The following is a 12,451-nucleotide window of genomic DNA, read 5'->3' on the forward strand; positions in this document are numbered from 1 at the left end:
GGATCAGGTCTCCGTCTTCATGAAGTCCAGGAAGCTTTGCACCTCCCGGCTCAGGGTGTCCGCCTGCCGGGACAGGTCCTGGGTGGCGGCTCGCACGCGCTCCACGACCTCCAGGGTCTCGCGCGACAGGGTGGCGAGGCCCGAGACATCGCTGGACACCAGCCGGGTGCCGCCGGCGGCGTCCTCGACCGTGCGCCCGATCTCGGCGGTCGCCTCGGCCTGCTGGCCCATGGCGTCCGAGATCGATCCGGCGACCGCCTCCAGGCCCTGGATCACCTCCGCGATGGCGGTGATGGCCTGGGCGATGGCGCCGGTCTGCGTCTGCATGTCGCCCACCTGGGTGGCGATCTCGTCCGTGGCGCGGCTGGTCTGGTTGGCGAGGGTCTTGACCTCGTTGGCCACGACGGCGAAGCCCTTGCCGGCCTCGCCGGCGCGGGCGGCCTCGATGGTGGCGTTCAGCGCCAGCAGGTTGGTCTGCGCCGCGATATCGGTGATGATCTGCACCACGGTCCCGATGCGGTCGGCGGCGGTGCGCAGGGAGTCCATGACCGTCTGGGCGCGTCCGGTCTCCTCCACGGCGCGGCCGGTCATGGCGCCGGCCTCCGCGACCCGGCGGTTGATTTCCGCGATGGCGGCGGTCATTTGCTCGGCCGAGGCGGCGGCGGCCTGGACGTTGGCCGACGTTTCCTCTGCCCCCGACGCCGCCGAGGTGGTGCGGACCTCGCTCTGACGCGCGGTCTGCTCCAGCGTTTCGGACAGGCCCGCCATGGTGCGGGCGGCCTCGGCCACCGAGTCGGTCACGCCCTTGACGTTGGCCTCGAAGGTGTCGCTCATCGCCACCGCGCGGGTGATGTCGGTCCAGGTCAGCATGGGGGCGACGAAGGTGCCGTGCCGGTCGTGGATGGCCGAGACCTTGCTCTCGATGGTCAGCCCGGCGCGCGTGAACCGGCTGGTGTGGGGCAGCCGCGCGGGATCGCCGAGCACGGGGCGCAGATCGCGGGCCTCCGGCGCGATGTCCAGGACGGTGCGGCCCAGCGGGTCCGTCACCGCGCCTCCGGTCAGGCGGCCGATCAGGTCGCGGGCCGGCGGATTGACGTAGGTGATGGCGTGGCTCGACGGGTCACAGGTCAGCACGGGGGACGGCTGGGTCTCCACCATGCGTTCCAGGCGGAAGGCGACCTCGCTCTCCCGGTGCAGGTCGCCCAGCGCGCGGGCCATGTCGCCGACCTCGTCGCCGCGCTCGGCCATGGGCACGGCGCCCCGGAAGGTGCGCGCCGACATCTCCCCCATGACCCGGGCCAGGCGGGGCAGGGGGCGCAGCAGGACCTGGAACACCAGGAACGCGATCACGGACAGCCCCACGGCGGCCACGACCGCCGCGATCAGGATGTTGCGGGTGACGGCATCCAGCACGGCGTCGATCCGGGTCTTCTGGACCCCGGCGTACAGGATGCCGACGACGGAGCCGCCCGGGCCGTGGATCGGCTCGTAGATGGTGTAGTAGTCGCGGCCCAGGATATTGGCCTCGCCGCGATAGGTCTCGCCGGCCGTGACCACGGGGTAGACGGCCCCGTCCCGGCCCAGCGGTGTGCCCACCGCGCGGGTGCCGTCGGCCTTGACGATGTTGGTGGTGCGGCGCCAGAAGTCCCGCGTCTCGTCGTCCCAGACGAACACGGTGGCGGTCTCGCCGGTCATCCGGCCGATGGTGTCGATCAGGTCGTGGTCATCGAACGCGGGCATGGACTCCACCGACAGGCGGCGGATGTCCCCGCCCGCATCGCGCGCCACCGTGAGGTCGTCCAGGCGCTCGTCCAGCATGGTCGCCGCGACCCGCAGGCTGGTGCCCTGGCGCTCCACCACCTGCTGGCGCAGTTCGCCGCGCACCCCCTGGATGGCCGCCAGCCCGACCGCCAGCGCGGTCAGCAGGATCAGCAACATGGTGGTGATCGTGGTCTTGGTCGTCAGGCGCAGCCGCCGGATGGCGTTCATCATGGACCTGTGTTCCCCTCCCGGGGAGCCCGGCCGGCGCCGAGGCCTTTTTTCAAGAGACCTTTTCGGCCGGGGGCTCCCGTGTCCGCGTGCCTGTTCAGGGTAACGGACGCGGTTCGTTTTTCAACCGGGCGGCAGGACCTCTGGTCCCCTGCCGGATTCTTGCGCGGCCGCCGGGTTGGCACTACGGTAAGGCCGCATTGCAACACGCCGGGAGGGGCCGATGATCGAGAGTCCGGTTCACACGTTTTTCGAGGATCTGGAGGTCGGCCAGAAGGGCAGCCTGGGCCGCACCGTGGGGGAGGCGGACATCGTCGGCTTCGCCGGAATCTCGGGCGACACCAATCCCGCGCACCTGGACGAGGAATACGCGTCCGGCACCATGTTCAAGGGCCGCATCGCCCACGGCATGCTGAGCGCCGCCTACATCTCCGCGCTGGTCGGCACCAAGTTTCCGGGGCCGGGCTGCATCTATGTCTCGCAGACCCTGCGCTTCAAGGCGCCGGTGCGCATCGGCGACACCGTGCGGGTGTCGGCCGAGGTGATCGACCTGAAGCCGGAAAAGAGGTTCGCCACCTTCCGCACCATCTGCACCGTGCGCGAGACCGTGGTGGTGGACGGCGAAGCGACGCTCATGCTGCCCTCGCGCGGGTGATCTGATACCGGCCAACGGAAAGGTTCATCCTTTTCGTCGGCTGGCCGGCCCGACTGGGCCGGCGCCGCGAAGCGGCGGAGCCGCGCGCCCCAAAGGGGCGCTGCGGCGATAAAAACAATGACTCATCCTGAAAGGCCGTCGCAGCGACCCTGCGTCGCAGGAATCATCCTCATCGTCGGCCGGTATCACCTGGAGGCGCGGCCATGGCCATGGATACCGACGATCTGGAACCCCGGCGCCCGACGCTGGCCGCGCCGCCGAACCTGGAGGTGATGTCGGTCGGCGACCTGGAGCACTACATCACCCAGCTTGAGGCGGAGATCGCCCGCGCCCGCGCCATGATCGAGGCCAAGGGCGGGGCCAAGACTGCCGCCGAGTCCGTGTTCAGGAAGGGGTAGGGGCGGCCCCCATCCCGGGCCCCCCCGTGCCGGTCACGCCCGGTCGAACACCGTTCGCAAGGTCACCCGAACAGCCTCGATATCCCCGTCCGAAAGGTGGCCGACCCGGCGCAGAATAAGGGCCGTATCCAGGGTGAACACCTTTGCCCGCATGTGGCATGGAACGGTCAGCCCTGCCGACCGCCAGTCCGCGAGGGGAACGTCACTCGGCCAGGGATCGGCCCGGCTCGACGTAATCATCGCCAGAACGACCTGGTCATGCGCCGCATTGAAGGCATGGGAGGACAGTACCAACGCCGGGCGCCGCTTGCTCGCCGCCCGATCCGAAAAGGGGAAGGGCACGACCACCACGTCAAAGGGATCAAAGATCACGCCACGCGGCCTCGTCCTCGGGCGAGTCCCATTCCGACAGGGTGGCGCCCACCGCATCCGTCCAGGCGTCTTCGTCCGCCGCAGCCTTGCGCACGATGACCCGGTCGCCCTCAACGGCGAACGTCAGCGTCTCGCCACCCCGCAGGCCGATGGCCTCGCGGATGGCCTTGGGGATGGTGGTGCGGCCCGTGGCCGTCAGCCGTGCGTGTTCCATGGCCGGGTCCTTGAGTCCGTCCTGTCCATACGCTAAGCCGCCCGTGCCCGATCGGCAAGCGGCGCGGTCGGACACAGGCTCTCGCGGATCGTGTGGACCCGCCGCCCGTGGACGAGATTTCCAGAGACACCGCACCCGCCGCGTCCCCCGCCTTGCGCCGGGCGCGCCGGGGCGCTAGGTGAGTCGGACTGTTGGCCTCTCCCAGGCCACGGCCCTTTGACCCGGGACACCGACCCTTGAGAAAGCACCCGACCGAGATGCCCCCCGCCAGGCCCGAGGGCGTGCGCGGCGACTGGCGCGTGTTGCGCCGCCTGATGCCGCACCTGTGGCCCAAGGACGAACCCGCCCTGCGCGCGCGCATGGCGGTCTCGATGGTCCTGCTGGTGCTGGCCAAGGGGGCCACGGTCTATGTGCCGCTGTTCTACAAGGACGCGGTGGACGCCCTGACGGTCCCCGACGTGGTGGTGGCGATTCCGCTGCTGGCCATCCTGTCCTACGGCCTCGCCCGCGTCGGCGTGGTGCTGTTCAACGAACTGCGCGACCTGGTGTTCGCCCGCGTGGTCGAGCGCGCCATGCACGTCGTCGGGCTGGAGACCTTCCGCCATCTGCACGCCATGTCGCTGCGGTTCCACATGGACCGTCAGACCGGCGGCCTGTCCCGGGTGATCGAACGCGGCACGCGCGGCATCGAGATCGTGCTGCGCCTGTTCGCCTTCCGCGCCGGCCCGGCCCTGATCGAACTGGGCATGGTCTGCGTCATCCTGTGGAGCCTGTACGACTGGACCTTCGCGGCGGCCATCGTGGTGACCATCGCGGTCTACATCGCCTGGACGCTGGCCATCACCGACTGGCGGCTGTCCTTCCGGCGCACCATGAACCACCACGACGCCGAGGCCAACACCAAGGCCATCGACAGCCTGCTGAACTACGAGACCGTCAAGTACTTCGGCAACGAGGAGCACGAGGCGCGCCGCTTCGACCGCGCGCTGACGGCCTACGAGAACGCCGCCGTGAAGTCGCACGGCTCCCTGTCGCTGTTGAACATCGGGCAGGGCGCGATCATCGCCGCCGGGCTGGTGGTCATCATGTCCATGGCCGGGCGCGGCATCGTCAACGGCACCATGACCGCCGGCGACTTCGTGCTGGTGAACACCTACCTGATGCAGCTTTACATGCCGCTGAACTTCCTCGGCATGGTCTACCGCGAGATCAAGCAGGCGCTGGTGGACATGGAGATCATGTTCGGCCTGAAGGACCAGCCGCCCGAGGTCGCCGACCATCCGGGCGCCGGGGATCTGGCGGTGGAGGGCGGCACGGTGCGGTTCGAGGGGGTGCGCTTCGCCTACGGCCCCGACCGCGATGTGCTGCGCGGCATCGATCTGGAGGTGCCGGCCGGGCGGACGGTGGCCATCGTTGGGCCGTCGGGCGCGGGCAAGAGCACCATCGGCCGACTGCTCTATCGGTTCTACGACGTCACCGGCGGGCGGGTGGCCATCGACGGCCAGGACGTGCGCGACGTCACCCAGGCGTCCCTGCGCCGGGCCATCGGCGTCGTGCCCCAGGACACCGTGCTGTTCAACGACACCATCGGCTACAACATCGCCTATGGCCGCCCGGACGCGCCGTGGGAGGACGTGGAGCGCGCCGCCCGGCTGGCGTCGCTGCACGACTTCGTCACGAGCCTGCCCCGGGGCTACGACACGGCGGTGGGCGAGCGCGGCCTGAAGCTCTCCGGCGGCGAGAAGCAGCGGGTGGCCATCGCCCGGGCGATCCTGAAGGACCCGGCCATCCTGCTGTTCGACGAGGCCACCAGCCAGCTCGACAGCCATACGGAAAAGGACATCCAGGCGGCGCTGCGGCAGGTCTCGGCCGGGCGCACCACGCTGGTGATCGCGCACCGGCTGTCTACCGTGATCGACGCCGATCGCATCGTGGTGCTGGACGAAGGCCGGGTGGCCGAGAGCGGCACCCATCAGGCTCTGCTGGACCAGGGCGGGCGCTATGCGGCGCTGTGGCGGAAGCAGCAGGAGGCCCAGGACCTGGAAGCCCGCCTGGAGGTCGCCGCCCGCGACCCGGACACCGACCAGGAGGCGCTGCCGCCGGGCGGGGGGTGGGAGACGACGGAGTGAGGGGGGGACGCGGACATGATGGATGTGATGATCGGGGCGGGCATCGTCCTGGCCATGGGTGTGCTGGCCGTGGTGGTGGTGCGGACGAACCTCGCGCGCCGCCGCCGTCGCGGATCCGGGGCGGGGGCGGGCGCCCTGCACGCCCGGGCCGCCACGCCCGGCGGCCCCCGCTGGGATGATCGCAACCGGAACCCGATGTGGGACCGGGACCGGCCGGGTGACGCCGACGACAGCGGTCGCGGCGGGTCGGACTCGAATGGCGATGGGGACGGCGGCGGGGACGACTGACCCCGCATTGCGCCTTGCGTGCGCGGGCCGGATCGCCTACCCATGTCAGCCTTCCGCCGGAAGACCCTGTCTCCGGCCCCCCGACCGTGCCTGAAGTCAGTCCGCTTCCGGCCAGTCCTGACTTGGCGGAAGCGGCCGGCCCGACCGGGCCGGCGCGGCGCCGCCGCGTATGGCCTCGAACCCTGGCCCGTCAGGGTCAAGGCACACCAGGAACAAGGAGCCGACGCCGGCCATGCGCGTGCTGCGCCACTACGACGAGTTTCCGCCCGACCTGCGCGGCGGAGCGGTGGCGCTGGGCAACTTCGACGGCGTCCACCGGGGCCATCAGGCGGTCATCCAGGCCACCCGCGATGCGGCGGCCGCGCTGCCGGGCGATGCGCCGGTGGGTGTGATGACCTTCGAGCCCCACCCCCGCCGGGTGTTCCAGCCCGATCTGCCGCCGTTCGCCCTGTCCACGCTGCGCACCAAGGCCCGCCGAATCGAGGCCATCGGGGCGGACTTTCTGTACGTGCAGCACTTCGATGCGGCCTTTGCCAGCCATGCCGCCGAATGGTTCGTCGAGACCGTGCTGGTGCAGGGCCTGGGCGTGCGGCATGTGGTGATCGGCGAGGACTATCATTTCGGCCGGGGCCGGGGCGGCAACGCCGCGCTGCTGAAGCGGATGGCGGACAGCCTTGCGTTCGGCGTGACCACGGTGCCGCCGGTGCACGGGCCCGACGGCCGGGTGCTGTCCTCGACCCGGGCGCGCCAGGCGATCAGGGAAGGCCGCGTGGCCGATGCCGCCGCCGTCCTGGGCCACCCGTGGGAGGTGGAAGGCCGGGTGGAGCACGGCGACGCGCGCGGCCGCACCATCGGCTTTCCCACCGCCAATCTCACGCTGGGCGAGTACATCGAGCCGGCGGCGGGGGTCTACGCCGTGCGCGCGGGGGTCGATGCGGGGGCGGACACGGTGTGGCTGGACGGCGTGGCCAACTACGGCCGCCGCCCCACATTCGAGGCGGCGCACCCCCTGCTGGAGGTCCACCTGTTCGACTTCAGTGGGGACCTGTACGGCCAGCACCTGCGGGTGCAACTGATCGGCCATCTGCGGCCGGAACGGAAATTCAACGGCCTTGAGGCGCTCAAGGCCCAGATCGCGGCGGACGCCCAGGCGGCGCGCCAGATGCTCTCAGCGAAGGCTTGAGCCATGAGTGTGGACTACAAGAAGACCGTCTTCCTGCCCCGCACGGACTTCCCGATGAAGGCCGGCCTGGCGAAGAAGGAGCCGGAGATCCTGGCGCGCTGGCAGCGCATGGACCTGTACCGGCGCCTGCGCGCGCAGTCGAAGGGGCGCGAGAAGTTCATTCTCCACGACGGTCCGCCCTACGCCAACGGCCACCTGCATATGGGCCACGCGCTGAACAAGATCCTCAAGGACGTGATCGTGCGCGCCCACCAGATGCTGGGCAAGGATTCCAACTATGTGCCCGGCTGGGACTGCCACGGCCTGCCGATCGAATGGAAGATCGAAGAGGGCTACCGCAAGCGCGGCCAGGACAAGGACAGCGTGGACCCCGTGGCCTTCCGCAAGGAATGCCGGGACTTCGCCGAAAACTGGATCGATGTGCAGCGCGAGGAGTTCAAGCGCCTGGGCGTCATCGGCGACTGGGACAATCCCTACACCACGATGGCTTTTCCGGCCGAAGCCCAGATCGCCCGCGAACTGGGCGCGTTCCTGATGAACGGCAGCCTGTACCGGGGCGCCAAGCCGGTGATGTGGTCGGTGGTCGAGAAGACCGCCCTGGCCGATGCCGAGGTGGAATACGCCGACCACACCTCCACCACCATCTGGGTGCGCTTCCCGGTCCATCGGGCGCCGCTGGCCGAACTGGAGAACACCAGCGTCGTGATCTGGACCACCACACCCTGGACCATGCCCGGCAACCGCGCCGTGGGCTATGGCGAGGATGTGGACTACGCCGTGGTGCGCGTCACCGCCGCCCGGGAGGACAGCCTCGCCGTGCCCGGCGAGCGGTTCGTGGTCGCCCGCGATCTGGTCGAACAGGTCTGCGCGGATGCCGGCATCACCGGGCACGAGATCGCCCATGTCGTCCCCGGACGGGAGATGGCCGGCACCGTCTGCCACCACCCGTGGCACGGCAAGGGCTACGACTTCCCGGTGCCGCTGCTGCCCGGGGACTTCGTCACCACCGACCAGGGCACGGGCTTCGTCCACATCGCCCCGGGCCACGGCGAGGACGACTACTGGCTGGGCACCGCCCATGGCATCGCGGTGCCCGACACGGTGGGCGGCGACGGTCTGTACTTCCACCACGTGCCCCTGTTCGCCGGGCAGCACGTGTTCAAGGTCGCTCCGGCCGTGCTGGACGCCATGCGGGACGTGGGCGCGCTGCTGGCCCATGGCAAACTGGTGCACAGCTATCCGCACTCCTGGCGCTCCAAGGCGCCGCTGATCTTCCGCAACACGCCGCAGTGGTTCATCTCCATGGAGACGAACGACCTGCGCAAGAAGGCGCTGGCGGCGATCGAGTCCACCCGCTGGGTGCCTGCGGCGGGCCGCAACCGCATCGGCTCCATGATCGAGAGCCGGCCGGACTGGTGCGTGTCGCGCCAGCGGTCGTGGGGCGTGCCCATGCCGATCTTCGTGCACAAGGCGTCGGGCGAGCCTTTGCGGGATCAGGCCGTGCTGGACCGCATCGCCGATGCGTTCGAGGCCGAGGGCTCGGACTGCTGGTTCCACGCCGACGCCAAGGCGCGGTTCCTGGGCAGCGACCACAACCCGGACGACTACGACAAGGTCACCGACATCGTGGAAGTCTGGTTCGACAGCGGCTCGACCCATGCCTTCGTGCTGGAGGCGCGCGACGATCTGCAATGGCCGGCCTCGCTGTACCTGGAGGGCTCGGACCAGCATCGCGGCTGGTTCCACTCCTCGCTGCTGGAAAGCTGCGGCACGCGCGGCCGCGCGCCCTACGAAGCCGTGCTGACCCACGGCTTCATCCTGGACGAGAAGGGCGAGGACAAGATGTCCAAGTCCAAGGGCAACGTGATCTCGCCCAAGGACGTCTGGGAGGACATGGGCGCGGACATCCTGCGCCTGTGGGTCGTTTCGTCGGACTATTCCAACGATCTGCGCTTCGGCAAGTCGATCCTGAAGCAGGTCGGGGACAGCTATCGTCGCCTCCGCAACACCCTGCGCTACATGCTGGGCAACCTGGACGGCTTCACCGAGGCCGAGCGCCTGCCCGTGGCCGAGATGCCGGAGCTGGAACGCTGGGTGCTGCACCGGCTGACCGAGCTGGACGCCATGGCCCGGCAGTGCATCCACGATTTCGACTTCCATGCCCTGTTCCAGGAGCTGCATCACTTCTGCGCCAACGACCTGTCGGCGTTCTATTTCGACATCCGCAAGGACGCCATCTACTGCGACGCGGCCGACGATCCCCGCCGACGGGCCGCGCGCACGGTGCTGGACACCCTGTTCGACCACCTCGTGCGCTGGCTGGCGCCGTTCATCAGCTTCACGGCGGACGAGGCGTGGCTGATCCGCCATCCGGGTGAGGACGAGACGGTCCACGACAAGCTGTTCCCGACCGTCCCGGCGGACTGGCGCGACGAGGCCCTGGGCGCCAAGTGGGCGCGGGTGCGCCGGCTGCGGCGGGTGGTCACCGGCGCGCTGGAGAAGGCGCGCGCGGCCAAGGAGATCGGCGCCAGCCTGCAGGCCCATCCCGTCGTGTACGCCACCGCCGATCTGGTCGCGGCCTGCGAGGGGCTGGGCATGGCGGATCTGTGCATCGTCTCCGACATCACCCTGAAGGCGGACGAGACCGCGCCCGACGGCGCCTTCCGCCTGGAGGGCGAGGACGCCGTGGCGGTGGTGGTCGGCCTCGCCGAGGGCGAGAAGTGCCAGCGCTGCTGGAAGGTGCTGCCCGACGTCGGCACGCATTCGCACGACGGGGTGTGCGGCCGCTGCGACGGCGTGGTGGCCACCCAGGCGGCGGCGGAGTGATGGCCCCGGCGTCTCCGATGACCCGCCGTCCCCTGACCTGGGGCCTGCTGCTGGCGCTGATCGTGGTCGTGCTCGACCAGGTGACCAAGTACGCGGTGTTCGCGGGTGTTCAGCCGCCCATCGGCGGCGTGGCCGTGACCGGGTTCTTCAATCTGGTCATGGTGTGGAATCGGGGGGTCTCGTTCGGGCTGTTCGCCTCCGGCTCGCCCTGGACGCCGGTGCTGCTCACCGGGCTGGCGCTGGCGGTCTCCGCCGCGCTGGCGTGGTGGCTGCGCAAGGCCGACAGCCGCCTGATGGTGATCGCGCTCGGGCTGGTCATCGGGGGCGCGCTGGGCAACGCCATCGACCGCACGCTGTACGGCGCCGTCATGGACTTCCTCGACGTCCATGTGGCCGGCTACCACTGGCCGGCGTTCAACATCGCCGATTCCGCCATCACCGTCGGCGCGGCCCTGCTGGTGTGGGACGCCTTGTTCGGCGGTGGCAAATCGCATAAGACTGCGGATCGTTAGAGCCACAGACTGGAGCCGTGAGCATGCGAGGCTGGATCGCCGCAGGGGTCGCCGTGGGCCTGCTCGTGGGCCTGACCGGGTGCGACAATCCGAAACGCGCGCTCGGCCTGGAAAAGCAGGCGCCGGACGAGTTCGCCGTGGTCACCCGCGCCCCGCTCAGCCTGCCGCCGGACTTCAACCTGCGTCCGCCGCGTCCCGGGGCCGCGCGCCCGCAGGAGGGCACGCCCCGCGACCAGGCCCGGCGCGTCATCACCGGCACGCCGCTGCAGGGCGGCGTTCAGCCCCAGGCGCTGCCGCAGGGGGCCTCGCCGGGCGAACAGGCGCTGCTGGGGCGGGCCGGCACGGATCGGGCCATTCCGGACATCCGGCAGGTGGTGGACGAGGAAACCAGCGTGCTGGCCGAGGAAAGCCGCAGCTTCACCGATGTGCTGCTGTTCTGGCGCGAGCCCCAGACCTTCGGCACCGAGTTGGATGCATCCGCCGAGAGCCGCCGCCTGCGGGAGAACCGGGCGCTCGGCCAGCCGCCGACCACCGGCGCTTCGCCCTCCATCCAGCGCCGCGAGCAGGGGATCCTTGAGGGATTGTTCTAAGGCCGCACCCGCCGCCCGGCGACCACGCGCCCCCTGCTCCCGTCTCACGCGTCGCAACAGGACCCCTTCCATGCCCCCCAAGGCCAACCCGAAGAAGCTGAACACCCTTCAGCTCAAGACCCTGACCCTGGTCCAGGAACTGGCCAAGGATCCCGAGGCCGCGACCCCGGACCCGGCCACCGGCAACATCCGGATCGGCCGCCTGCCGCGTCCGCACGGCAACCATTTCCACCTGGGGCCGTATGTGGTCTCGAAGGCGGACGCCACCGGCCTGGACAACCAGGGGGTCTGGATGGCGCTGATCCGCAAAGGCCTGATCGAGCCCACGGACCAGGGCATGGCCCTGACGCCCGAGGGCCAGGACTACGAGACCGGCCTGCGCGAGACCATCCTGCACGGCTCGGATCATTGATCTTCAGCGGTGAGTGGACCCGACTCCCGCCGCCCCCCAGCGGCTCGGGATGACGAACCTATGGGTTCATCACGGAGTTCCGGGAGACCAGAAGGGCTCCGCTGGCATCGCGCTTCGAGCCTGAACTCCCTCCCGACCTCCCCCCGACCTCCCCCCGACCTCCCCCATGTATGGGCGATCTGATTCACACGTCTTTGGCGGGAGGGCGCTGGACGATCCTGCAGGGCCGGAAAAATCACCACAAAGACACGAAGAACACCAAGAGCGCGGCGAAATTTTCATAGGGCTCGCCCGCCATCATCGTGCGGGAGGGGAACTGCGGGTCCGTCAAGGCGCCAGGGCTCCGAAGCCAGATGACAGGGGGTGTCATGGTTCGTGCCTCATCCCGAGATTCTTCGCGCCCTTAGGGTGCTCAGGATGACAGGTTCTATTAATAGTGTGCCATCCTGAGGGAGTCCCCGCGACCATCGTTCCGATGGTCGCCCCCGGCGACGCGACGCGTCGCCTGGGGCGACCGAAGGACCTCGTGAGGCGGGTTCCCCCCCATCCGTGTCACGGAACGGCAATCCGGATTCGGAGCCCTGGTCAAGGCGCCGACCCCTTTGTGTCTTGGTGTCTTGGTGGTTCATCCTCTTGCCGAAGACGGCCGCTCTCGTTCGAAAATGTCTGAACGTGATAGCCTCGCAAGGGAAGGGCGGTCGGTCTGCACCCGACGCAAGGCCGAGGAACGCCTCATCGCCCCGACTGTCCGGGATGCACCTTGTCTTGGGGGGCGTCGCGGACATCCGGCGGCGCAGGGTCATGAGGCCCGGCCTGCTCTCTTCGGGCGGCGGCCCGAAGGGGGGCCCCGGACACAAGAAAGGCCGGGCGCGGAGGGGAACCG

Annotated in this window: 12 protein-coding genes; 9 read left to right on the forward strand and 3 right to left on the reverse strand. The window is 69.7% G+C overall.

The annotated features are described in order from the left end of the window. Positions 1-3 precede the first annotated feature (3 nt). Entirely contained in the window at positions 4-1,992 is a 1,989-nt protein-coding gene (locus GHC57_RS08095; RefSeq protein ID WP_153343017.1) for a methyl-accepting chemotaxis protein, read from the reverse strand. A 220-nt stretch (positions 1,993-2,212) separates the two neighbouring features. Between GHC57_RS08095 and GHC57_RS08100 the strand changes: the two genes are divergently transcribed. Together GHC57_RS08100 and GHC57_RS08105 are read left to right on the forward strand one after the other, a co-directional pair. Continuing rightward, positions 2,213-2,644, forward strand: coding sequence for a MaoC family dehydratase (locus GHC57_RS08100; protein WP_153343019.1), 432 nt, complete (start codon positions 2,213-2,215; stop codon positions 2,642-2,644). Positions 2,645-2,847: 203 nt separating this feature from the next. Beyond that, on the forward strand, positions 2,848-3,042 hold the full coding sequence (locus GHC57_RS08105) for a DUF1192 domain-containing protein (protein ID WP_246152210.1): 195 nt from the start codon (positions 2,848-2,850) through the stop codon (positions 3,040-3,042). A 33-nt stretch (positions 3,043-3,075) separates the two neighbouring features. Here GHC57_RS08105 and GHC57_RS08110 read toward each other — a convergent pair whose 3' ends face one another. Together GHC57_RS08110 and GHC57_RS08115 are read right to left on the reverse strand one after the other, a co-directional pair. Then, entirely contained in the window at positions 3,076-3,414 is a 339-nt protein-coding gene (locus GHC57_RS08110) for a type II toxin-antitoxin system PemK/MazF family toxin (RefSeq protein WP_170294760.1), read from the reverse strand. After that, a complete protein-coding gene (locus GHC57_RS08115; RefSeq protein WP_153343023.1) occupies positions 3,404-3,628 on the reverse strand; it encodes an AbrB/MazE/SpoVT family DNA-binding domain-containing protein in 225 nt (74 codons plus the stop codon). The genes GHC57_RS08110 and GHC57_RS08115 overlap by 11 nt, the downstream gene beginning before the upstream one ends. A gap of 257 nt (positions 3,629-3,885) precedes the next feature. Between GHC57_RS08115 and GHC57_RS08120 the strand changes: the two genes are divergently transcribed. The 7 genes from GHC57_RS08120 (at position 3,886) to GHC57_RS08150 (ending at position 11,568) form a co-directional block, all read left to right on the forward strand. Then, a complete protein-coding gene (locus GHC57_RS08120) occupies positions 3,886-5,757 on the forward strand; it encodes an ABCB family ABC transporter ATP-binding protein/permease (protein ID WP_153343083.1) in 1,872 nt (623 codons plus the stop codon). Positions 5,758-5,772: 15 nt separating this feature from the next. Next, positions 5,773-6,045, forward strand: a complete 273-nt coding sequence (locus tag GHC57_RS08125) for a hypothetical protein (protein ID WP_153343025.1) — start codon at positions 5,773-5,775, stop codon at positions 6,043-6,045. A gap of 232 nt (positions 6,046-6,277) precedes the next feature. Beyond that, positions 6,278-7,228, forward strand: coding sequence for a bifunctional riboflavin kinase/FAD synthetase (locus GHC57_RS08130; RefSeq protein WP_153343027.1), 951 nt, complete (start codon positions 6,278-6,280; stop codon positions 7,226-7,228). A 3-nt stretch (positions 7,229-7,231) separates the two neighbouring features. Beyond that, entirely contained in the window at positions 7,232-10,054 is a 2,823-nt protein-coding gene (ileS, locus tag GHC57_RS08135; protein ID WP_153343029.1) for an isoleucine--tRNA ligase, read from the forward strand. A gap of 17 nt (positions 10,055-10,071) precedes the next feature. Then, the gene (lspA, locus tag GHC57_RS08140) at positions 10,072-10,566 is read left to right on the forward strand and encodes a signal peptidase II (RefSeq protein ID WP_153343031.1); all 495 of its coding nucleotides are present in this window, start codon (positions 10,072-10,074) and stop codon (positions 10,564-10,566) included. Positions 10,567-10,589: 23 nt separating this feature from the next. Further along, complete coding sequence (locus tag GHC57_RS08145; RefSeq protein WP_153343032.1) at positions 10,590-11,156, forward strand: DUF3035 domain-containing protein; 567 nt, start codon at positions 10,590-10,592, stop codon at positions 11,154-11,156. Positions 11,157-11,226: 70 nt separating this feature from the next. Then, the gene (locus tag GHC57_RS08150; protein ID WP_153343034.1) at positions 11,227-11,568 is read left to right on the forward strand and encodes a hypothetical protein; all 342 of its coding nucleotides are present in this window, start codon (positions 11,227-11,229) and stop codon (positions 11,566-11,568) included. Positions 11,569-12,451 lie beyond the last annotated feature (883 nt).

The sequence above is a fragment of the Roseospira navarrensis genome, from assembly GCF_009601025.1.
In the GTDB taxonomy this organism is placed as follows: domain Bacteria; phylum Pseudomonadota; class Alphaproteobacteria; order Rhodospirillales; family Rhodospirillaceae; genus Rhodospira; species Rhodospira navarrensis.